The organism is Corynebacterium sp. AOP40-9SA-29, assembly GCF_052377405.1.
In the GTDB taxonomy this organism is placed as follows: Bacteria; Actinomycetota; Actinomycetes; order Mycobacteriales; family Mycobacteriaceae; genus Corynebacterium.
In genome coordinates this window covers 78,233-100,325 of the sequence record NZ_JBQSWR010000006.1, presented here as the reverse complement: position 1 = coordinate 100,325, position 22,093 = coordinate 78,233, and the positions used below count along the sequence as shown (strand labels likewise).

At 66.8% G+C, this 22,093-nt stretch carries 19 protein-coding genes; 9 read left to right on the top strand and 10 right to left on the bottom strand.

Annotation, left to right across the window (positions count from 1 at the left end; all coding sequences use genetic code 11):
- Positions 1-11: 11 nt before the first annotated feature.
- Positions 12-2,144 carry a DEAD/DEAH box helicase gene (locus ACT3SZ_RS11555; protein WP_444618764.1) on the bottom strand — a complete coding sequence of 711 codons (2,133 nt, stop codon included), beginning with the start codon at positions 2,142-2,144 and terminating at the stop codon, positions 12-14.
- A 90-nt stretch (positions 2,145-2,234) separates the two neighbouring features.
- Here ACT3SZ_RS11555 and ACT3SZ_RS11550 point away from each other — a divergent pair, with 90 nt between their 5' ends.
- From ACT3SZ_RS11550 to ACT3SZ_RS11540, 3 genes are all read left to right on the top strand, one after another.
- Positions 2,235-3,695, top strand: a complete 1,461-nt coding sequence (locus ACT3SZ_RS11550) for an amino acid permease (RefSeq protein ID WP_444618762.1) — start codon at positions 2,235-2,237, stop codon at positions 3,693-3,695.
- A gap of 91 nt (positions 3,696-3,786) precedes the next feature.
- Positions 3,787-5,262, top strand: coding sequence for a glyceraldehyde-3-phosphate dehydrogenase (locus tag ACT3SZ_RS11545; protein WP_444618760.1), 1,476 nt, complete (start codon positions 3,787-3,789; stop codon positions 5,260-5,262).
- Between the two features lie 84 nt (positions 5,263-5,346).
- Positions 5,347-5,925: a hypothetical protein gene (locus ACT3SZ_RS11540; protein WP_444618758.1), complete on the top strand. Its 579-nt coding sequence runs from the start codon at positions 5,347-5,349 to the stop codon at positions 5,923-5,925.
- On the opposite strand, the gene ACT3SZ_RS11535 is transcribed toward ACT3SZ_RS11540, so the two are convergent.
- Complete coding sequence (locus ACT3SZ_RS11535; protein ID WP_444618756.1) at positions 5,907-6,683, bottom strand: hypothetical protein; 777 nt, start codon at positions 6,681-6,683, stop codon at positions 5,907-5,909. The genes ACT3SZ_RS11540 and ACT3SZ_RS11535 overlap by 19 nt on opposite strands.
- Before the next feature lie 294 nt (positions 6,684-6,977).
- Here ACT3SZ_RS11535 and ACT3SZ_RS11530 point away from each other — a divergent pair, with 294 nt between their 5' ends.
- The gene (locus tag ACT3SZ_RS11530) at positions 6,978-10,745 is read left to right on the top strand and encodes a multifunctional oxoglutarate decarboxylase/oxoglutarate dehydrogenase thiamine pyrophosphate-binding subunit/dihydrolipoyllysine-residue succinyltransferase subunit (protein WP_444618754.1); all 3,768 of its coding nucleotides are present in this window, start codon (positions 6,978-6,980) and stop codon (positions 10,743-10,745) included.
- Between the two features lie 104 nt (positions 10,746-10,849).
- Here the strand turns inward: ACT3SZ_RS11530 and ACT3SZ_RS11525 are convergent, their stop codons facing one another.
- Both ACT3SZ_RS11525 and ACT3SZ_RS11520 read right to left on the bottom strand, forming a co-directional pair.
- Positions 10,850-11,512: a hypothetical protein gene (locus tag ACT3SZ_RS11525; RefSeq protein WP_444618752.1), complete on the bottom strand. Its 663-nt coding sequence runs from the start codon at positions 11,510-11,512 to the stop codon at positions 10,850-10,852.
- 55 nt (positions 11,513-11,567) lie between these two features.
- Positions 11,568-11,762: a hypothetical protein gene (locus ACT3SZ_RS11520; RefSeq protein ID WP_444618750.1), complete on the bottom strand. Its 195-nt coding sequence runs from the start codon at positions 11,760-11,762 to the stop codon at positions 11,568-11,570.
- Between the two features lie 144 nt (positions 11,763-11,906).
- Between ACT3SZ_RS11520 and ACT3SZ_RS11515 the strand changes: the two genes are divergently transcribed.
- The 3 genes from ACT3SZ_RS11515 to ACT3SZ_RS11505 are packed head-to-tail and all read left to right on the top strand — an operon-like array spanning position 11,907 to position 14,983.
- A complete protein-coding gene (locus ACT3SZ_RS11515) occupies positions 11,907-13,232 on the top strand; it encodes a magnesium transporter MgtE N-terminal domain-containing protein (protein ID WP_444618748.1) in 1,326 nt (441 codons plus the stop codon).
- 17 nt (positions 13,233-13,249) lie between these two features.
- Positions 13,250-13,825: a DUF1003 domain-containing protein gene (locus tag ACT3SZ_RS11510; protein WP_444618746.1), complete on the top strand. Its 576-nt coding sequence runs from the start codon at positions 13,250-13,252 to the stop codon at positions 13,823-13,825.
- A 27-nt stretch (positions 13,826-13,852) separates the two neighbouring features.
- Complete coding sequence (locus ACT3SZ_RS11505; protein ID WP_444618744.1) at positions 13,853-14,983, top strand: Mrp/NBP35 family ATP-binding protein; 1,131 nt, start codon at positions 13,853-13,855, stop codon at positions 14,981-14,983.
- A 74-nt stretch (positions 14,984-15,057) separates the two neighbouring features.
- On the opposite strand, the gene tatB is transcribed toward ACT3SZ_RS11505, so the two are convergent.
- The 3 genes from tatB to sigE form a co-directional block, all read right to left on the bottom strand.
- Positions 15,058-15,597, bottom strand: coding sequence for a Sec-independent protein translocase protein TatB (gene tatB, locus ACT3SZ_RS11500; RefSeq protein ID WP_444618742.1), 540 nt, complete (start codon positions 15,595-15,597; stop codon positions 15,058-15,060).
- Between the two features lie 57 nt (positions 15,598-15,654).
- Positions 15,655-16,092, bottom strand: coding sequence for an anti-sigma factor (locus ACT3SZ_RS11495; protein ID WP_444618740.1), 438 nt, complete (start codon positions 16,090-16,092; stop codon positions 15,655-15,657).
- Between the two features lie 86 nt (positions 16,093-16,178).
- Positions 16,179-16,766, bottom strand: coding sequence for an RNA polymerase sigma factor SigE (sigE, locus tag ACT3SZ_RS11490; protein ID WP_444618738.1), 588 nt, complete (start codon positions 16,764-16,766; stop codon positions 16,179-16,181).
- Between the two features lie 273 nt (positions 16,767-17,039).
- Between sigE and ACT3SZ_RS11485 the strand changes: the two genes are divergently transcribed.
- Positions 17,040-17,699, top strand: coding sequence for an O-methyltransferase (locus ACT3SZ_RS11485; protein WP_444618736.1), 660 nt, complete (start codon positions 17,040-17,042; stop codon positions 17,697-17,699).
- Between the two features lie 70 nt (positions 17,700-17,769).
- Entirely contained in the window at positions 17,770-19,299 is a 1,530-nt protein-coding gene (locus ACT3SZ_RS11480) for a GH32 C-terminal domain-containing protein (protein WP_444618734.1), read from the top strand.
- A gap of 69 nt (positions 19,300-19,368) precedes the next feature.
- On the opposite strand, the gene ACT3SZ_RS11475 is transcribed toward ACT3SZ_RS11480, so the two are convergent.
- The 3 genes from ACT3SZ_RS11475 to ACT3SZ_RS11465 form a co-directional block, all read right to left on the bottom strand.
- A complete protein-coding gene (locus ACT3SZ_RS11475; RefSeq protein ID WP_444618732.1) occupies positions 19,369-20,250 on the bottom strand; it encodes a methyltransferase domain-containing protein in 882 nt (293 codons plus the stop codon).
- A 64-nt stretch (positions 20,251-20,314) separates the two neighbouring features.
- Positions 20,315-21,835: an aminopeptidase gene (locus tag ACT3SZ_RS11470; protein WP_444618730.1), complete on the bottom strand. Its 1,521-nt coding sequence runs from the start codon at positions 21,833-21,835 to the stop codon at positions 20,315-20,317.
- Positions 21,832-22,092 carry a hypothetical protein gene (locus ACT3SZ_RS11465; RefSeq protein ID WP_444618728.1) on the bottom strand — a complete coding sequence of 87 codons (261 nt, stop codon included), beginning with the start codon at positions 22,090-22,092 and terminating at the stop codon, positions 21,832-21,834. Before ACT3SZ_RS11465 ends, ACT3SZ_RS11470 begins: the two co-directional genes overlap by 4 nt.
- Between the last annotated feature and the right edge of the window lies 1 nt (position 22,093).

Below are 22,093 nucleotides of genomic sequence, written 5' to 3'. Positions count from 1 at the left end.
GTCAGTGACCGTCAGTCGCGCTTGCCACCGCGGTTGCCGCGGAAGCTGCCGCGTCCTCCGCGGTCACCACGGTCGCGGTCGCTGCGGTCGCGGTCGAAGCGTCCGCCGCCGTTGCCACGGTCGTTCCGGCCGCGGTTGCCGCGGTCGTTACGATCGCCCCGGTCATTGCGGTCGCCGCGGGGACGTCCGCCGCCGCGGTTGCCACCACGGTCGCCGTCCTGACGGGTGCGCGCGGGGCGTCCGGCGGGGGCGCCGGGGTCCGGCTCGATGTTGATCAGCTTGCCGGAGATCCGGGTCTGGTCGAGGGACTCGAAGGTCTCGCGCGGCAGGTCGGCGGGCAGCTCCACCAGGGAGTGCTCGGAGAAGATGCTGATCCGGCCGAAGTCGCGGGAGTTCATGTTTCCCTCGTTGGCCAGGGCACCAACAATGGCACCCGGGCGCACGCGCTGCCGGTGGCCGACGCCGATGCGGTAGACCGCGAGAGACTTGCCGTTGCGGTCGGTGACCGTGGGCGCCTGCTTGTTGAAGCGCTCCTTGAACGGGCGGTGCACACCGGTCTGGCCGTCGAAACCGTCACGGCGGTCGCCGCGGTCTCCACGATCATTGCGGTCACGGCGCTCGCGGCGCGGCTCCTGGATCTCCTCCATGAGGAACGGCTCCTTGCCCTGGAGCTTGGCGGCCAGTGCCGCGGCGATCTCCGTGGGCTCGACGTCGTTCTCGGTGGCGTACTCGGCGATCAGGTCGCGGAAAGTCGCGACCTGCTTGCCCTTGAGCGACTCGGTGATCGAGGCGTGGAACTTCTTCTTGCGTGCCTCGTTGACCTGGTCGACGCCCGGCAGCTCGATCTCGTTGAGCTTGGACTTGGTGGCCCGCTCGATGTTCTTGAGCAGACGGCCCTCACGCGGGGTGACGAAGAGGATCGCGCGGCCGTGGCGACCGGCACGGCCGGTACGGCCGATGCGGTGCACGTAGGACTCGGTGTCGCGCGGGATGTCGTAGTTGAAGACGTGGGTGATGCGCTCCACGTCGAGACCACGGGCAGCAACGTCGGTGGCCACGAGGATGTCGAGGCGACCGTCCTTGAGCTGGTCGACGGTGCGCTCACGCTGGTTCTGCGGGATGTCGCCGTTGATGGCGGCAGCGTCGAACCCGCGCTCACGCAGCTTCTCGGCGACCTCTTCGGTGTCGTTCTTCGTGCGGACGAAGAGGATCATCGCGTCGAAGTCGGTGACCTCGAGGATGCTGGTCAGCGCGTTGAGCTTGTTGCGGTAGGTGACGTACAGGTAGTCCTGCTCGATGTTCTCCGCGGTGCGCTGCGTGGACTTCACCGTGATCTCGGCGGCGTCGTTCAGGTACTGCTTGGAGAGGCGACGGATCGCCGACGGCATGGTGGCCGAGAACAGGGCGACCTGGCGGTCGTCGGGGGTGTCGGACAGGATGCGCTCGACATCCTCCTGGAAGCCCATGTTGAGCATCTCGTCGGCCTCGTCGAGGACGAGGAAACGCAGACCGGACAGATCCAGGCTGCCCTTGGCCAGGTGGTCGATCACGCGACCGGGGGTGCCGACGACGACCTGGGCGCCACGGCGCAGGCCGGACAGCTGGGCACCGTAGGGTGCACCACCGTAGATCGGCAGGACGCTGACGCCGCCGAGCTGCTTGGCGAAGGTCTCGAAGGAGTCAGCGACCTGCAGGGCGAGCTCTCGCGTGGGGGCGAGAACCAGCACCTGCGGGGTGCGCTGGTTGGGATCGAGGCGCGACAGCGCGGGCAGAGCGAAGGCAGCGGTTTTACCGGTACCGGTCTGTGCCAGACCCACGACGTCCCGACCCTCCATGAGGGTGGGAATGGTTGACGCCTGGATCGGCGACGGGGTCGTGAAGCCGACCCGTTCCACGGCTTCGAGGATCTTCGGCGGCAAGCCGAGGGTATCGAAGCCGTTCTTCTCGTTTTCTGTTTGGATGTTCTTCTCGGTGACGTCCCCGTCCACAGTGCTCTCGGGAATCTCTGCGCCCACTTCGTCACCGAGGTCCGACGACCCCGTGACCGGGGAGGTGGCATCCTCGTGCAGATTCTCCTGAGGTACTGACGACTGGGAGGTTTCCGGCATATTTTCGTCGCCGGTTACGTTCTCAGTTTCAGACATTGATCTCACAGTACGTGGCCGACGCCATAAAAGCGATTCGGACGGCCCACGCTGTGATATAGGACTCTCCGATGGTTAGTATGTGAGTCCGTGAGTGACTCAAGCGCCCCCGTCCGGCAAGAACGCCAGCTCCGCCGCACGCTGACCCACCGGCACATCCACTTCATCGCACTGGGCTCCGCGATCGGCACCGGCCTGTTCTACGGTTCCTCCGGCGCCATCGGCGCCGCGGGCCCCGGCGTGGTGTTCGTCTACCTCCTTGGCGGCGCGGTGGTCTACTTCATGCTCCGCGCCCTGGGCGAAATGGCTGTCGCCGACCCCGCCCCCGGATCTTTCGCAGAGTACTGCCGCCGCTACCTCGGCGGCTGGGCCGGCTACATCACCGGTTGGATGTACGCCTTCGAGATGATCATCGTGTGCCTGGCCGACCTCACGGCCATCACGGTGTACATGACGTTCTGGTTCCCCGACACTCCAGGCTGGGTGTGGGTGTCCGTGGCACTGCTGATCGTCGGCGCGGCGAACCTGGCCAGCGCGCGCTGGTACGGGGAGCTGGAATTCTGGTTCACCTCGATCAAGGTCACGGCCGTGGTCGCGATGATCCTCGGCGGCGCAGCGATCCTGGTCTTCAACCTCGACACCGGCGGCTCCGCCGGATTCGACAACCTCTGGAACGACGGCGGGCTGTTCCCCAATGGCGTGACCGGTGTCTTCAGCGCCCTGATCCTCGTGCTCTTCGCCTTTGGCGGCACCGAGATCATCGGGGTCACCGCCGGCGAAGCCGCCGACCACGAGAAGACGATCCCCAAGGCCGTGAACACGGTGCCGATGCGCATTCTGCTGTTCTATGTGCTGGCCATCATGGTGATCGTGGCGGTGATCCCCTGGCGGCAGATCACCGGTGAGGAGTCCCCGTTCGTCCAGATCTTCAGCGACCTCGGCATCGGATGGGCCGCCGCCGCGCTGAACGTGGTGGTCGTTTCTGCGGCACTCTCGGCGATCAACTCCGATCTCTACGGGGCCGGACGCGTGGTCTTCGGCATGGCCCGCCAGGGACTGTCGCCGCGGATCTTCGCCCGCCTGAACCACCGGGGCGTCCCGGTGACCACCATCGGTGTCATGCTGGTCGTCCTGCTGGTCGGCGTGGCGCTGCAGCTCGCCAGCAGCACCGCTGCCGAGATGTTCCAGAGCATCGCCGCCCTGGCCACCTTCGCCACCGTCTTCGTGTGGCTGATGATCCTGCTCGCCCACCTCGGAAGCCGGTACGGGAAGAACGCGGTGAAGAACGAGAACGGCACACCCCCGGCATTCCCGGTCCCGCTGTGGCCGGTGGGCCAGTTCTTCGCCATCGGCGTGATTCTTCTCACCTTCGGAACGATGATCTGGATGGACGAATACCACTCCGCCCTGTGGGCGGGCGTGATCTTCCTGCTGGCCATGACCGCGCTATACCCGCTCACGCGGCGCCGCGCGGCGGCCGTAGCGTCCGATTCAGCGTCCTCCCCAGAGCCCCGCTCCCCGCAGCGGGGGGATGAGACCGGGGACGACTAGGACTCCGAGCGTCCGTTCCCTTACCTTTAGAGTGTCCTTTCACCCCCGTACCGGGGACCATCACGACCGCCCCATAGGAGCTCCCACACCCATGAGTGCACCGGCCACCGATTCCCAGAGCGACTGGAACTCGCGCATCCTGCTTGCCGAGCAGATCCTCCCGCTTCTCTCCCGCCTGCACCGGGAACACAACGTCGTCACGTCCGTCTTCGGTCGGCTGCTGATCAACGTGACCGGTGTCGACGTGATCAAGTCGCACCGCTATGCACGTCTGGTGACCGACCGTGAGCTGCCGCTGAGCTCCACCCTGCCGATCCTGCAGGAGCTGGTGGAGATGAACCTCGGCAGCGCCTCGATCGATCTGGGACGCCTGGCCACCGGGTACGAGGCTGCGCTCGAGGCCGGGGACGCCGGGACGCTGCGCGACTACCTCGAGAGGGAGCTTTCCGAGGTCGTCGGTGGCCACACCGAGAAGGATCCGACGGACGTCGTCCTCTACGGCTTCGGACGCATCGGACGCCTGCTCGCCCGCATCCTCATTGCCCGCGAAGCCGCCTACGGCGGCGTGCGCCTGCGCGCCATGGTCGTGCGACGCAACGGCGACGACGACCTGGAGAAGCGCGCGAGTCTGCTGCGTCGCGACTCCGTGCACGGTGCCTTCGACGGGACGATCTCGGTCGACCACGACAATGAGATCATCTGGGCCAACGGCACCCCCATCCAGGTCATCTACTCCAGCGATCCGGCGACCGTGGACTACACCTCCTACGGCATCGACAACGCCGTGCTCGTCGACAACACCGGCCGCTGGCGCGACCGCGAGGGGCTCTCCCAGCACCTCGCGACCAATGGCGTGGCCAAGGTCCTGCTGACCGCTCCCGGCAAGGGCGACGTGCGCAACCTGGTCTACGGCATCAACCACGCCGACATCACCGAGGACGACTCGGACCGCATCCTGTCCGCCGCGTCCTGCACCACCAACGCGATCACGCCGGTACTCAAGGTGATCAACGACCGCTACGGCATCAGCCACGGTCACGTCGAGACGGTGCACTCGTTCACCAACGACCAGAACCTCATCGACAACTTCCACAAGGGTGACCGGCGCGGGCGCGCTGCGGGGCTGAACATGGTCATCACCGAGACCGGTGCCGCCAAGGCCGTGGCCAAGGCACTGCCGGAGCTCGGCGGCAAGCTCACCGGCAACGCCATCCGCGTCCCCACCCCGGATGTCTCGATGGCGGTGCTGAACCTCAACCTCGACACCGAGACCACCCGCGACGAGGTCAACGACTACCTCCACAAGGTCGCCCTGCACTCCAACCTGCGTCAGCAGATCGACTTCATCAAGTCCCCCGAGGTCGTCTCCACCGACTTCGTGGGCTCCACCCACGCCGGCATCGTCGACGGCCTCGCCACCATCGCCGAGGGCAGCAACCTGGTCGTCTACGTGTGGTACGACAACGAGTACGGATACTCCAACCAGGTGATCCGCATTGTCGAGGAGATCGCCGGTGCCCGTCCGCGGGTGTTCCCCCAGCGTGTCGCGCCGGTGGAGCTCTACTAAGCCCTCCCCTCACTTCGAACGAATGTTCGATTAGTTGCGGCCGGTCGCGGATTCATGTCCGCGGCCGGCCGTAGTGTTCCCGGCATGGAGAACACCACCACGCCCACACCATCCATCCACGTGCTGATGCGCCGACCGCTCAGCGCACTGAGGCCGACACCGTCGGTGGCCCGTGCGGCCGAGCGTTGCGCCACGGTCCTGCGCCACCCGCGCAGCCGTATCCGCGTCTCCCCCGGCTGGAAGGCCCCGTCCCTGCGCATTGCGCTCCCCTCCGGCCCCGCGCAGGTGTTCATGTCCCGCCACCGGGTCTCCACCACCATGTGGCGCAGGCTCACGGAAGCCGGACCGGAGGAGACCCCACCGCCGCCGCCCGTCCATCTGGTCACCCTGACCGCCCGGGTGGAGAAGTCGGAGCTGACCGCGCCCATCCGGAACATGACCACGGACGTGCACTCGCTGTTTCGCCGGACGCTCAAGACCGACGGTGGCGAGAGCGGTGAGGCCGGCACACTCGTCGGCGGCCCCGTGCTCTGGGTGTCACAGGAGACCTGTGGGGGACCCGCTCGGACCGACGGGCTCATGGAATGGACGTGGCACGCCCTCCTCAGCGGCGAACCGGGCCGCGCGGCAGCGCCGGCGTCCGATCACGGCACCGCGGCCTGACCGTCCTCATCATCGTCTTCGTCGTCTTCCTCGTCTTCCTCCCACAGGGTTTCCAGCGGAACCAGGAGCGCCTCCCAGTCCAGAGCCTGGGCCTGCGCCAGGGCGAGGACGTCGAAGAGTCGGTCGAAGTCGGTGTACACACCGAGGTCGAGGACCTCCTCGGACAACTCCGCGACATTGCTGACCAACCCACGGAACATGGCCTGGCGCTCCATCTCGGAATACTCCTCGCCCACCGAGTCGCCGTCCCAGACGTCAGCGATGGCCTCGTCCATGAGATCTTCGAACCCGTCGCCCAGGGAGATGAACTCGACCCGCGCCGTCGGCTCGGTCGACTCACCGTCGAGGGTGACCACCAACTCCGAGCTCTCCCCAATCTCGGCGGAGACGCGCAGGGCGTCCACCGGATCCTGAACAAACTCCAGATCGACGATCCGGGAGTCCGTGCCGTCGATCAGATCCCGAATCACGCCGACGACCTGATCGGTCGCAATGTGGCGGGCGACGGTGGCGACCGCCTCCTCCACCGAGAAGACCACACCCACCAGGGCGGCCTCAAAGTCCTCGTCGTCCTCGGCAACGTCAGCCATAGCCAGGAAGACGTTCGCAGCCACCAGACCGGCTGGGACCCCCTCCTCGATCTCCACGAACTGGATCTCGAGATCCGAGGACACCGGGACGAAGACCGTCCCGTCATTCACTCTCGACTCAATGCCCTCAGCATCCAGCGACTCAGCAACATCCTCATAGAACCCCATGGCGGGCGCCTCCTCGGTACTTCCTCCGAACGATGTGCAGCATGCGCAAGATTCGCGCGGTCGGGCTGCCGGAACGACACCATGCTAGCCCAGTCTGCGCCGCGCGTCCCTGCCCACCAGAAGTGGTTTCGTCCAGGTAACAGGCGCGCTGTTAGAATCAACTCGGAGAGCTACTGAAAACATACGCTCAACTGGCAATTTCCATACCTCCCCCACCGCGGTCACGAAATCCAGTGTTGTAGTAGGGTGGAACGTCGAGATTGACCACATCATGAAATGAGGCGAGGACCTGCTGTGAACAGCACCAATTTCGGCCAAAATGAATGGCTGGTCGACCAGATGTACCAGCAGTTCAAGGAAGACCCCCAGTCCGTAGATCCGGAATGGCGGGAACTCTTCAATAAGCGGCCGGACAAGGTTGACCACGCATCGGGGACGACGTCCCCGAGCTCCACGACCTCCGAGAACGACGGCACGTCCGCCGACAAGAGGACCAACAACGCTACGGCTTCGACCGGACAGACCAAGTCCGAGTCGAAGACCGAGCCGAAGAAGACCGGCGGCACCCAGCCCACCAAGGCAACCAAGCCCAAGGGCGCGGTGGCCCCGAAGAAGTCCCTTTCTGCATCGGTTAACCCGATCCCGGATCGCGTGGCTCCCCCGGCACCCAAGGGTCCGGCCGAGGCACCTACTGCCGGCGAGCACCCCCTCAAGGGAGCGCAGAAGTCCATCGCCAAGAACATGGACATCTCCCTGGAGATCCCCACGGCGACCACCGTGCGCGACATGCCCGCCAAGCTCATGTTCGAGAACCGCGCGATGGTCAATGATCACCTGATCTCCCGCGGTAAGGGCAAGATCAGCTTCACCCACATCATCGGCTGGGCAATGGTCAAGGCCGTCCAGGCCCACCCCTCGATGAACAACAACTACAAGATCGTCGACGGCAAGCCTGTCCAGGTCACCCCCGAGCACATCAACCTCGGCCTGGCCATCGACATGGTCAGCAAGAACGGTGCCCGCAACCTCGTCGTCGCGGCCATCCGCGAATGCGAGACCCTCACCTTCGACGGTTTCGTCGACGCCTACGAGGACATCGTCAGCCGCGCCCGCATCGGCAAGCTCACGATGGACGACTTCAGCGGTGTGACCATCCAGCTCACCAACCCCGGTGGCATTGGCACCCGCCACTCCGTGCCGCGCCTGACCCGCGGACAGGGCACCATCGTCGGCGTCGGCGCCATGGACTACCCGGCGGAGTTCGCCGGTGCCTCCGAGGACCGCCTGGCTGACATGGGTGTCGGCAAGCTCGTCACCATGACCTCCACCTACGACCACCGCATCATCCAGGGTGCGGAGTCCGGCGAGTTCCTGCGTGACATCAGCCGCCTGCTGATCAACGACGAGTTCTGGGACGACCTGTTCGCCGCCATGGCCGTGCCCTACGCCCCGGTGCGCTGGAGCCAGGATCTGCCGAACATCGGCGTCGACAAGTCGACCCGCGTCATGCAGCTCATCGAGGCCTACCGCAGCCGCGGTCACCTGATCGCTGACATCGACCCGCTGCTGTGGACCCAGCCGGGCCTGCCGGTCCCCGACCACTCCGACCTGGAGATCGAGACCCACGGCCTGACCTTGTGGGACTACGACCGCAGCTTCAACGTCGGCGGATTCGCTGGCCGTGAGAAGATGACCCTCCGCGAGGTGCTGGCCACGCTGCGCCGCGCCTACACGCTGAAGGTCGGCTCCGAGTACACCCACATCCTCGACCACGACGAGCGTCAGTGGCTCGAGGAGCAGATCGAGGGCGGCCAGCCCAAGCTGTCCAACCCCGAGCAGAAGTACCTCCTGCAGACCCTGAACTCCGCAGAGGCCTTCGAGAACTTCCTGCAGACCAAGTACATCGGCCAGAAGCGCTTCTCCCTCGAGGGTGCCGAGTCGCTGATCCCGCTGCTGGATGCCGCCGTGGACTCCGCCGCCGAGCAGGGCCTCGAAGAGGTCGTCATCGGTATGCCCCACCGTGGTCGCCTCAATGTGCTGGCCAACATCGTGGGTAAGCCGTACTCCAAGGTCTTCACCGAGTTCGAGGGAAACATCGAGCCGACGGTCGCCGGCGGCTCCGGTGACGTCAAGTACCACCTCGGCCAGACCGGCCAGTACACCCAGATGTTCGGTGACAACGACATCGACATCACCCTGACCGCGAACCCCTCGCACCTCGAGGCAGTCAACCCGGTCATGGAGGGTCTCGCACGCGCCCACCAGGACATCTCGTCCAGCCAGGCCGAGCACCCGATCATGCCGATCCTGATGCACGGCGACGCGGCCTTCACCGGCCTCGGCATCGTCCAGGAGACCATCAACCTCGCCCGCCTCGACGGCTACTCCGTCGGCGGCACGGTGCACGTCGTGGTCAACAACCAGATCGGGTTCACCACGACCCCGGACTCCGGTCGTTCCACCCACTACGTCACCGACCTGGCGAAGGGCTTCGACGCCCCCATCTTCCACGTCAACGGCGACGACCCCGAGGCAGTCGTCTGGGTCGCCCGTCTGGCCGTGGAGTACCGTCGCCGCTTCGGCAAGGACGTCTTCATCGACCTGGTCTGCTACCGCCGCCGCGGTCACAACGAGTCCGACGACCCGTCGATGACCCAGCCGGAGATGTACGACCGCATCCACGACCGCGCCACCGTGCGTGCCCTGTACCACGACACCCTCGTGGGACGTGGCGAGCTGTCGGAGGAGGACGCCCAGCGCGCCGCCGATGACTTCCACGGCCAGCTGGAGACGGTCTTCAACCAGGTGCGCGAGGCCGAGAAGGGCACCGCCCCGGCCGAGCAGACCGGCATCGCCGGTTCCCAGGCCCTGACCCGTGGGCTGGACACCTCCATCTCCCGCGAGGTCGTCGAGGCTGTCGGAGACGCCTTCACCGGCGTCCCGGAGGGCTTCAACGTCCACCAGCGCGTGAAGCCGGTCGTCAAGCGCCGTCACGAGATGACCCGCAACGGCGGCATCGACTGGGCCTTCGGCGAGCTGCTCGCCTTCTCCACCCTGGCCCAGGACGGACGTCTCGTGCGCCTGGCCGGTGAGGATTCCCTGCGAGGAACCTTCACCCAGCGCCACGCCGTGCTCTTCGACTCCGAAACCACCGAGCCCTACAGCCCGCTGGAGAAGCTCGCCGAGGAGTCCGGCAACGGCGGATCGTTCCGTGCCTACAACTCCCCGCTGACCGAGTTCGCCGGTCTCGGCTTCGAGTACGGCTACTCGGTGGGCAACATCGACGCCGTCGTCGCCTGGGAGGCCCAGTTCGGTGACTTCGTCAATGGTGGCCAGACCATCATCGACCAGTACATCGCCTCCGGCGAGGCGAAGTGGGGTCAGCTCTCCAGCGTCATCATGCTGCTGCCCCACGGTTACGAGGGGCAGGGCCCGGATCACTCCAGCGCCCGTATCGAGCGGTTCCTGCAGATGGCCGCCGAGGGGTCGATGACCATCGCGCAGCCGTCCACTCCGGCGAACCACTTCCACCTGCTGCGTCGCCACGCCATGGGCACGATGCGTCGTCCGCTGGTGGTCTTCACCCCGAAGTCGATGCTGCGCAACAAGGCCGCGACTTCGCCGGTGGAGGACTTCACCGAGGTCAAGGGCTTCCGCTCGGTGCTCGACGACCCGCGTCTGGCCGACTCCGCGGCCACGCACGACGAGGTCACCACCGTCCTGTTCTGCTCGGGCAAGATCTACTACGACCTTGAGAAGAAGCGTCAGGAGGACGGTCGCGACGACGTCGCCATCGCCCGCCTGGAGATGCTGCACCCGCTGCCGCACAACCGCATCAAGGAGATCCTGGACCGGTACCCGAACGCCCAGTACCGCTGGGTGCAGGACGAGCCCGCCAACCAGGGCCCGTGGCCGTTCCTGGCCCTCAACCTGCCGGAGCGCATCGAGGGACTGCGTCTGAAGCGCGTCTCCCGCCGCGCCCAGTCGTCCACCGCGACTGGCCTGGCCAAGGTCCACAAGCTGGAGCAGGAGCAGCTGCTCAACGAGGCATTCGCCAAGTAGCGTCCTCGCCCCCGCCCCTGCCGTCACCGGCAGCGAGTGGGGAACGCCGGAGGCCCGGAGGGAACCGAGAGATTCCCGCCGGGCCTCCGGCATGTTCTGGGCCGCTAGGAGCCTTCAGCCGATTCCTCAGCGATATCGTCGTCGGACACGCCTCCGGCGACATTGTTCAATGCCCGCCGGTCCGCCCGTTCCAGCGCGGTCTTGCGGTAGACCGCCACGAAGTTCTGCGGCAAAGAGTCATCGTCACACGCCGACACCTCACCGGGGTCGCTGGCCTGCAGGTCCGTCGGCAGCGCCGAGAACATCGTGGAGTGGGCGATGTCGCGCCACTGTGCGGCGTCGATCCCCTCCTCCTCCTCCTCCTGCGCCTCGGCGTAGAGACCCCGCAATTCCTGCCCCTTGACCGGGTCGAGCTCATCGAGGAGTTCACCGACACATCCGATAACGACGCTGACCTCGCCGTTGTGCAGCTTGTCCAATCGGTCACTGGTGGTGACGTCCCTAACTTCCACGTCACGGTCCGCCGACTCCAGAGCGCTGCGGTACCTCCCCTCCAGGCGTTGCTGGACGGCATCATCGGTGACACCCAGGTACACCGGACCCGAGGTTTCCTCACTCATGGCCACCGATGCCGGGCCGGTGACACCACTGGCCGCGCAGGACGAGGCCCCCGCCGCCACGACGACGACCGACACCGCAATCGCCATGCGGCGCGTGCCGGCGCGCATCCCCCGTCCGGCATGCACCGAATTCCCGTGAGCGCTCATGTACCTGTCCTGTCCGTCGTCTCGTCCGCCACCGGCCCAGCCTTTCACACTCATCTCACCACCATGCCACGAGATACACGCCCACCAGCGCCAGCCAGGGAACGATCCCCCACCACCGGGCGCGGTCGGAGAGCAGCGCCCCGGCCGTGGCCACCACCGCCGCCACGGCGTGGGGAATCCACAGTGGACTCCCCAACACCGCGAGGATGAGCGCGATCCCGCACAGGCCACCGGCTATCAGACGTGACATGGTTTCCTTCCGCTCATTTGGCAGGAGCTCGACATCCGAAGCTCGACATCCGAATCAGGATACCTGCAGTGCGGTTCCGGAATGAAGCCGTAGAGGCCGGTTCAGGGCGCGGTCACAGGAAGCTGTGCCGTAACCTCTAGTTCCATGAACTCCACTGCGAACCCCGGCAGGAACTCCAGCCGGAACACCACACGGTTCTTCGCCGGCCGTCTCGCCGGGATGCTCTTACTCGGCGCGGACGGTGAGTCCCTCGGACGTGTCCGCGACGTTGTGCTGACCGTGCGCTCCACCCGCGCGGTCGCTCTCGGCATCGTCGCGGAAGTGGGCTCAAAGCGCCGAATCTTCCTTCCCATGGGCCGCATCGCCTCCATCGACCCGAAGGAAGTCACGCTCAACACCAGCTCGGTGAGCCTGCGTCCCTTCCGCTCCCGCTCCGGTGAGATCACGGTGATGGAGGACCTCGTCGGAGCCATGGTGCACACCGACGACCCCGAATTCAGTCACCTGGCCGGACGGGCCGTGGAGATCTCCGACGTAGAACTGGAGCGCACCCGAACTCGTGAGTGGGAGTTGAGCCGGGTCGCCGTGTTCACCCGCGGACGCCTGGGCCGGCGCACCACCCCGGCGGTGATCCCCTTCACGCACGTCCACGGCCTGTCCGCCTCGGGTACCGGGCCGGTGGACATAGATGCCGAGCTGATCGCCGAGTTCGCCACGATGCGCAACGCCGATGTCGCCCACGCCCTGCGGGACATGGACCGGGAACGCCGGCTGCGTGTCGCCGCGGAACTCGACGACGAACGCCTGGCCGATGTCATCGCCGAGCTGCCTGACGACGAACAGACCGAAATTGTCGAGGTCCTCAACATCGAGCGTGCCGCGACGATTCTGGAGGAGATGGACCCCGACGACGCCGCCGACCTGCTCGGCGAGCTGCCCGGGGACAAGGCAGACGTCCTGCTGGAGCTGATGGATCCGGAGGAGTCCGAGCCGGTTCGCCGTCTGATGAGCTTCTCCCCCGACACCGTCGGTGCGCTGATGACCTCGGACGCGATCATCCTCACCCCGCAGGCGACGGTCGCCGAAGCGCTTGCGCACGCGCGCAACCCCGAGGTGCCGTTGTCCTTGAGTTCACTGATCTTCGTCGTGCGGCCGCCGCAGGCGACCCCGACCGGACGCTACCTGGGGTGCGTACACCTGCAGAAGCTCCTGCGCGAGCCACCGTCGTCTCTGGTCGGCGGCATCCTGGACCTGGATCTGCCGGCATTGCATCCGGAGGACACCGAGGAGACCGCGGCGCGCTACTTTGCCACCTACAATCTGGTCTCCGCGCCGGTGCTGGACGAGGACTCCCACCTTCTCGGCGTCGTGGGCGTCGACGACCTGCTCGACCACCTACTCCCGGAGAACTGGCGCGACGATGACTGGCGAAACAACCGCCAGGCCGACACCACCACCGCGTCCGCCTGACGAGAAAGAGACTCCCCATGCCCGACAATTTCTCCCGGACCGACCTCGACACCCCGTCGACGGGGCCTCGCCGCCGCCTGTTCGCCTATAACGACGACGCGGTGGGCTTCGGTGCCGAGAAAGTCGCCCGCTTTCTCGGCACCGGCCGCTACCTGATGTGGCAGACGATCATCGTGATCGTCTGGATCTGCCTCAACGTCGGCGGTTTCTGGTGGAACTGGGACGTCTACCCGTTCATCCTGCTCAACCTGGCGTTCTCCACGCAGGCCGCCTATGCGGCACCATTGATCCTGCTTGCCCAGAACCGCCAGGACGACCGGGACCGTGTATCCCTGAACGAGGATCGCCGACGTGCCGAGGAGACCAAGGCCGACACCGAGTTCCTGGCCCGCGAACTCGCTGGCCTGCGCATCGCCGTGGGAGAGAACGTGACCCGCGACTACCTGCGCCGCGAATTGGACGACCTCGGCGACGTCCTGCGTCGTATCGAGGACAAGCTGGAGGACCGCCGCCACGACGAACTCCAGGATGACAGCGACAGCGGGTCGGCGGGACGGGGAGGATCGTCGAGCGCACACGGCGATTGGCCCTGAATCGGGGTGGGCGTATCATCGGGGTCAATGTCTACTGTCACTGAATCAGCAGTTCGCAGCGCCCTGGACACTGTCGAGGACCCGGAACTCAATAAACCGATCACGGAACTCGGCATGGTCAAGTCCATCGATGTCGACGGCTCGACCGTGGCCGTCGAGATCTACCTGACCATCGCCGGCTGCCCGATGAAGTCCACGCTGACCACGCGCACCCGCGAGGCCGCGGAGAGCGTGGAGGGCGTCGAGAGTGCCACGGTGACCACGGACGTGATGAGTGACGAGCAACGCCGCGAACTGCGCACCCAGCTGCGTGGCGGCGTTGCCGAACCGGTCATCCCCTTCGCCCAGCCGGAGTCCACGACGCGTGTCTTCGCCGTGGCGTCCGGCAAGGGTGGTGTCGGCAAGTCCTCGGTCACGGTGAACCTGGCTACTGCGCTGGCCAAGCGGGGGCTGAACGTCGGCGTCGTCGATGCCGACATCTACGGCCACTCGGTGCCGCACATGATGGGCTCGAACCACCGGCCGCACCAGGTCGATGACATGATTATCCCGCCGCAGGCCCACGGTGTGAAGATCATGTCGATCGGTCACTTCCTCGAGGGCAATTCGCCGGTGGTGTGGCGTGGGCCGATGCTGCACCGCGCGATCCAGCAGTTCCTGGCGGACGTGTTCTGGGGCGACCTGGACATCCTGCTGCTCGACCTTCCGCCGGGAACCGGCGACGTGGCGATCTCCGTCGCCCAACTCGTGCCGAACGCTGAACTGCTGATCGTCACGACTCCGCAGACGGCGGCGGCCGAGGTCGCCGAACGGGCCGGGAGCATTTCGGAGCAGACCCGTCAGCGCATCGGCGGGGTCATCGAGAACATGAGCTGGATGGACATGCCTGACGGTAGTCGGATGGACATCTTCGGCACCGGTGGCGGTCAGGTTGTGGCCGACCGGTTGAGCCAGCTCACTGGCGGGGAAGTTCCGCTGATGGGGCAGATCCCGCTGGACCCGAACCTGCGTATCGGCGGTGACCTCGGTAATCCGATCGCCATCTCCGAACCGGACTCGGCCGCGGGCAAGGCGTTGGGAGCGATCGCTGACAAGCTTTCAACCCGCCGTCAGTCCCTTGCCGGACGTCAGCTGAACCTCGGTGTTGCCGGCCAGTAGTCGGCCCCGATATGCCTCAGGCGCCTCACCTTGTCGGGTGAGGCGCCTGATCTGTCTGGCCAACGCTGTCTGGTCTACATGGTGTCGTCGTAGTTTTCCGAGCGTCCCCAGTCCCGGGATTGGCCGACTTCGTCCTGCTGCGGCAACTCCACCCGGGGCTCATCCCCACTCGCAGCTGGAGCGGTGTCTGTCTCTGGCGCTGCGGCCGCCTCTACGGCGGGGTCTGCAGGAACCTCCGTGGGGCGCGGCGGGTTCTTCGGAGCCTGACCAGAGACCCGCGCCCCGGTCCCCCGGATTGCACCGGTGACATCCTTCGCCGAGGACTCCAGGTCCGTGAGGAAGCTGTCATCATCGTCCAACAGGGTCTTGGTGATGAATCCTCTGGCCCCCATCTGCCGCACACTGTTGAGCTGCGACAGCGGCTTGCGGAACTCCTCGAAATCCTCCCCGAAGTCCTGGTCGAGTTCCTTACGCGCATCAGCGATGGCATTGCGTGCGGCAAGCAGCAGGGCCTTGACGTCCGTGATCAGTCGGGGCAGGCGTTCGGGCCCGACCACGATAATGCCCACGACGACAATGATGAGGATCTCGCCCCACCCGACGCTGGAGAACACCTGGCACGCCTCTCTCTCAGATCTCTCGGCTCTCTCGGTACTGACAACATCTCGATCCTAGCCCTCCCCCTGCTGACGCGGCGACTTCGAGCGGCCATTCACCGCCCTACCCGTCGTCCGACGCTGCACCTTGCGGGCGGCCGCCGCCATGCGGCCGGTCAGGCTGTCCGGGCGGCGGCACCCGTCGATGCCCACGGGGTCGTGCTCCGCCGCCGCGTCCAGCGGCTCAGGGCCAGTGCCGGCGCAGTCATCGGGGATGCGTGCCAGCCGGCTCATCAGGCTGCCGGAGACATGGACCTCGTCCATCGGGATGCTGCCCCGCAGTCGCTCTGCGGCCTGGCGTTGCGCCCGAACCTCCTCGCGGCATTCCCCGCAGTGCACCAGGTGGATCCGGGCCCGGTGTTCGGCACCCCGGGTCAGTTCCCCGTCCACCAGTGCCGCAACGACCTCAGGGGTCAGATGACCGACATCTGATAGTCGCCCGACTTCCGACATGACTGGACCTCCTCGTCGGCCTCGCACCTACCGTGCGCCGTCCGGCATCAACGGACTCAATGGCTTCGTTGCCATCGATGATAGCGCTAAGACTGCGGCACGTAGCTGAGTTCGCCTGCGGAGCGTTCCAGGCTGGCCCTCAGCTGGGTCCGCGCCCGGTGGATGCGCGAGCGCACTGTGCCCATCTTCAACCCGAGGGTGTCCGCGATTTCCTCGTAGGTCATGTCGAGCCCGTCGCACAGGATCACCGCGACGCGGAACTCCGCGCTCAGATCGTCCAACGCCCGCTCAAGGGCCGGGTCAAGGTTGCTCATCTCAAAGGCGCGCTCCGGCCCGAGCCGGGTGCCCTCAACGCGGTCGTAGTCGTCCGGCAGAGCCTCCATGCGGATCGTTCCGCGGTGGCGGACCATGTCCAGGAAGAGGTTCGTGGTGATGCGATGCAGCCACCCGGAGAAGGTGCCCGGACGGTAGGACTTCAGCGACCGGAACGCCCTCATGAAAGTGTCCTGGGTGAGATCCTCGGCGTCCTGCCGATCGCCGCTGAGCCGATAAGCCAGACGGTAAACGCTGTCCGCGTGCTCCTGCACCAGTTCGCTCCAGCTCGGCATGTCGCCCTCACCGCGGTCGAAGGCGTCGGTACCCCCGGTGGTGCCGGGGTCTGCTGCGGTGTTCATGATGTCCATCCTCACGCACGTGCATTGCCACGGAGTACCTGGTCGCTTCGGTTTTCCTGTGAGGTTCAGGCGGGCTTACCGAGAGGACCAGGCAGCAAGTGAATTCCCCTCTGAATATATCGGTTCGCTACCCTCCGTGGCAATACCGCTGCAACACCCCTCCAGACACAATGTTCACACTGGTATTCACTGTTACCACGATGCCCGCGAGCCGTGGCGACTCGCCGGGGGCGGTCACGACTCAGACCCCCCGTCGCACCTACAGTTACAGCCGTGAACGCAGAATCCAGCTCCGCCCTCGACGCCGTCCGCGACTACGTCAACAGCACGGCCGCCACCGACGAGACGCTCGACGCCGCCCGCGACTCGGCGAACGAGTACGGGCTGCTCACACCGGACGCCATGACCGGGGAGTTCCTCACCTTCCTCGCGGCCCAGGTCACCAGCGCCTCCCCCACGGCGGTCGTGATGTCTCCGGCCTACGGAGTGATCGGCCTGCACCTGTTCGCCGGGCTGCCCGGCGGGGGCCACGTCACCTGCATCGACCCCGAGGTCCAGCATCAGACGCTGGCACGCTCGGCGTTCAACGCCGCCGGGGTGCGCTCCAACGCCTACCGGTTCCTGCCTTCGGCACCCCTGGTTGGCGTATCGCGACTGGCGACCTCCTCCTACGACATCATCGTCTCGCAGTCCGCCGTGGAGCACCTCACGGCGACGGTGGACGCCGCGCTGCCTGTTCTGCGCCCCGGCGGCGTCCTGGTCCTGCTGGATTCCCTGTTGGACGGTTCCCTGGGCGACCCGGAGAACTCGGACCGCCAGACCCGCGCCGCCGCCGACGCCGAGGAGCACCTGCGGTCCCTCGACAACGTCACCGTGGCACGACTGCCCCTGGGGGCTGGGTGCACCGTGATCACCACACACGCCTCGCGGTAGTCCGGACGGCGGGGACGGTGGAGACGATTCCACGGCCCCGACTTTGGTAACGGTGGTATACAGGGATGACGTGAACCGCTACAGACCTGAACTACACGTCACCGCGGAAGTCGGCGTTCTCGAGGCCCCAGCCGGAGCCCTGAGCCGGGGAGAGTCCCTCCATGTCTTCCACCAGTTCCGGCCACGACCTGATGCCGGTGCCCGGTGGGCCCACCAGGTCGCTTCCGGAATCCCCTACGGCTGGGATGTGTGCGACGACGTCCTTGTTCCCCGCGACGACGAAATCGACTGCCTCGCTGGCTCCTCAGTGCCGGTGGGCGACGGGGTGGAACTCTTCTTCGTCACCACGTCCGCCGCCGCAGACGCGTCGGACGGCTCGGACGCCGCGCCGTCCTCCCTGCAGTCCAATGTCGTCGCCCACGGCCGACGGGGTGCCCGAAACTTCACGCTCCAGCGTGCGCGCATCGCCGACCTCGCCTCCGCCACGACCGAGGTGTCCGACGACCCCAGCGTGGTCTCCCCCTTCGTCGAGCGACTCGGTGCCGTTGACATTGACGACTCCGCCTTCCCGATCCACAACCTCGCCACCCCGTCGGTGGTCCGCCGCGGCGAGGGCTGGACGATGCTTGCCCTCGATCTCGTCGACGACGAGGACGCCCGCATCGTGGTCCTCGACTCCCCCGATCGCCAGTCCTGGACCGTGCGCGGCGAGCTCGCCTTCGTCGGCGAGTCCGTCCCCGAGGGACGCCCCTACGCCCCGCGCATCACCCTGATGACGGACCTGGGCACGGAGCAGGACCGGGTGGTCCTGTTCATCACCTATCCGGACGACAGCCTGGCGGACAGCCAGGCCGGTTCGAAGTCCGGCGAGACGACCGGCTACATCGTCGGCGATCTCGACGGGACCACCTTCCGCACCGCCACGGACTTCCAGGTCCTCGATCACGGCCATGACTTCACCCGGCCCCGCCTGGTGCACGGCACCCGGCCGGTGATCTCCGGGCTGGTGGGAGCCTTCCCGCACAGCGAGGACGGCGATGAGCCGGCGACGTGGGCAAACTGCCTGTCGGTGCCGCGCTTCCTCAGCCTGCGCGACGGACACCTCTACCAGGACGTCATCGGGCTGCCCACCGCAGTGCGCTCCTACACCGACCGTGCGGCGGTCTACACCGCACAGCTGTCGGTAGAGACCGGTTCAGCCACTGTCGACGTGTTGGACACCGACGGCAACGTCCTGCTCGGGATCACCCACTCCGGGGAGGAAGTCTCCGTCACCCGCGACGGCGACACCCGTTCGGCTCCCCTGGCCGATGGGGACAGCGACACCCTGACCATCTTCGTCGACGGCCCGGTCTGTGAGGTCTTCGCCGACGGCGGCCTGGTCTCCCTGACAACCGCCCTGACCGCCCCCGGTTCCTTCGATAGGTTCGCCGTCCGCGCCACCGGAGGGGCCCGGGTGCTGTCTGCGATGGAGTCGTTGGGACGCCAGCTGCAGCGTCAGCTCGCCCACCTGGACGACCCGGAGGAGCAGGAGAAACTCATCCGCGAGGCCGTGCTGGCCGACCGCGACCTCGCCGCAGGGATCGACCCCGGCGAGTAGATTCTCCGGCCGGCCGGCCCTCCCCCGGCCGCCGGCCCCAGCCCTCCCCCGGTACGCAGTGCCTTCGGTCTAGCCGAGCTGCGGGTCGCGCTTCAGGCGGGTGATCGCCGCGCGGGCAGTCACCGTCATCGTCTCAGGCAACCCTGCGATCCGCTCGGCGAGCACCTTCGGGTGAATGTGACGGGCGGACGGGCTCATACCGATCTGCGCGGCGATGGACGCCTGGTCGAGAGTCATCTCGAACTCCACGTTCTGCGGCTCGCCCACGGGCACCAGGTGGCCGGATGCCTGGGTAATCATCCGCTCGACCTTGCCCTCCTCGACATCGATGATGCCCAGCGGTTCACGCAGTTCGGCGAGGTGGCCAGCGTCTGCAGTTAACACCACGACCTGCCCTTCCGGGGACAGGACGCGGGCGAACTCGGCGGCATTGCGCGGAGCGAAGATCACCGTGACCGCGTCGACGACACCGTCGCGCAGCGGCAGACGGGACCAGGCGTCCGCGACGACGGCGCCGATGCGCGGGTGGCAGGACGCCAGCCGCTTGGCCGCCGGTACGGACACGTCGATGCCCACACCCCGCGAGTTCACGATGGAGTCCAGCGTGTGCGACAGGTAGTAGCCGGTGCCTGCACCGATCTCCACGATGGAGGGGTGCACATCGTCGGCGACACCGGCATCGTCGAGGGCGTGGCCGACGTTGTCGGTGATCGCCTCGACGAAGGGGGCGAAATGCCCGCCGGAGAGGAAGGTCTCACGCGCCTGGATCATCTCGGCGTCGTCGCCGGAGTAGCGCAGGCCCGCGCCGCCGGCGAGGGTGACGTACCCCTGGCGGGCCACGTCGTAGTTGTGGCCGGAGTCGGACACCAGGGTCTTCCACGCGTCGTCACCGGCGCGCAACAGGGTGCCGTCCACCGGGTCGGCGAGAAGGTCGATGACATCAGAGAGCACGGGTGCGAGGTCTCCCCTCGGTAGCGGGACTAATCAGGAAAAGGTCTATGAAGAACCGGGTCGGCTACTTCCGGAACCACTCTACAAGAGTCCTGGCCGCGAATCCTGTGCTACCCCGGTCCAGCTCACCACGGACCGACTCGGACCACGATGGGCCCGTGATGTCGAGCACCGTGCAGGGCACTCCGGCGGCGAAACGACGCAGGAACAACGGCACCGCCAACGCGTCGGGGCCGTCGAAGACCGCCGTGACGTCGGCGTCGCGGGTGCTCACCTTCTTCTCCAGGTGTGCCGGTGACGGCAGCGGCCACCACCTCTCACCGACGCGGGCACCGCGCAACGTCACCCGTCGGACGGCTTGGGCGTCGCGCGGGTCACCGCTGACAGCACCAGTGAGCTCGCCGAGCGCCGACTTCGACGCGGTGGTCAGCCCACCGACGACGACCACCCGGCGCGGCCGGTAGCGCTCGACGCCGTAGGCCACTGCGTCCGCGGCAGCCAGTCGCCGGCACACTTCCGCCCGTTCAGCCGCCCCGCTGAACCCGGGGATCTGCGTGGTCGTGCCATTGACATGCTCGACCACTGCTTTCGCCCGCCCGGGAACAGAGACCGGCGGACTGTAGCCGTGCACAGGCACGAGGCCGACGACCTTCTTCGGCCCCTTGAGTTCGGCGAGTGCGCGGATCACCGCCGGCACGATTGCGCCGCCAATGAGCAGGATGTCGGGACGTTCATTGGTGAGGTCGCCCTCCGCGGCTGCCGGGTCCCAGAACATCTCGACCAGGCCCACCTCGTCCTCGCCCTCGGGATCATTGACGCTTGTCCCGGCGGACGCGGTGGCCAGCAGTCCGCCGAATCCCTTGCGCTGCAGCCATCCGCGCCCGTGGGTCTTCACCCGGGTGCCCGGCACGTCGCCGAGCACGGCCTTGGCCTTGCGTCGCCACCACACCGAGGTCGCTGTCGGCGACGGTACGGCGTCGATGTCGCGGGCCAGCATGGTGGCCGCCCCGAGCACCCTCCCGCGCTGCACCGCGTCCTCCACTCGCTTGACCATGGCGACGGCGTCGCCGTCGGAACCATTGCCGTCGGAGCCACCGAAATCACTGACATCACTGACATCAAGGTGCACGGAACGCACCTCCGCGGCCGCGTCCTTCCTGGTCACAACCAGGGGGCGGCCACCCAGGACGATGCCCAGGGAGAGGTTGCGCAGATTCTGTGCCGTGGCGCTCTTCGGCACTCGGATCTGCACGGTATGCCGCTTCGCCCGAACCGGGTGGGCGGCGATGAGCGTGCTGAGGCGACGACTGAGCACCGCGCCGGCGCTACGCCAACCGTCGTCGCCGAGACGCGGCTCGTCGGCCAGCTCGGTGAGGTCGGTCAACGCGGTGGGCTCCGCGGGAACGTGCACCTCCCAGACACCATCGGCAGCAAGGTCGGCGGCAAGGTCGGCTGCAGGGTTCGCACTAGAGCCAACAGGGTTCTCGTCGACCAGTACCCGGCAGTCGATCACGTCACTGCCGGTCACCGTGGTGCCAACGGTGATCTCCGGGGTCGGTCGAGGTAGGTTCGGGATCCTCTTCACTGGAGCTTCTCCTCGGATTCATGGTCGGTACCCGGATCAAAACCCAGGTCGGAGCGTAATTCGGCGATCGTCGCGTCCCGCTCGGCGAGCTGGACGGTGAGCCCCTCGATGCGCAGGTTAGCGTCCCGCTTGCCTGCCAATCGCTCAGCCCTGGTACTGCCCGGTGCCGCCGGTTCACGGTCGAAGACCACGAGCACGAGGTAGACCAGCACCAGGCCCGCGAGCAGGGCGGCGATGACGGTGATAAGCAGGTACATG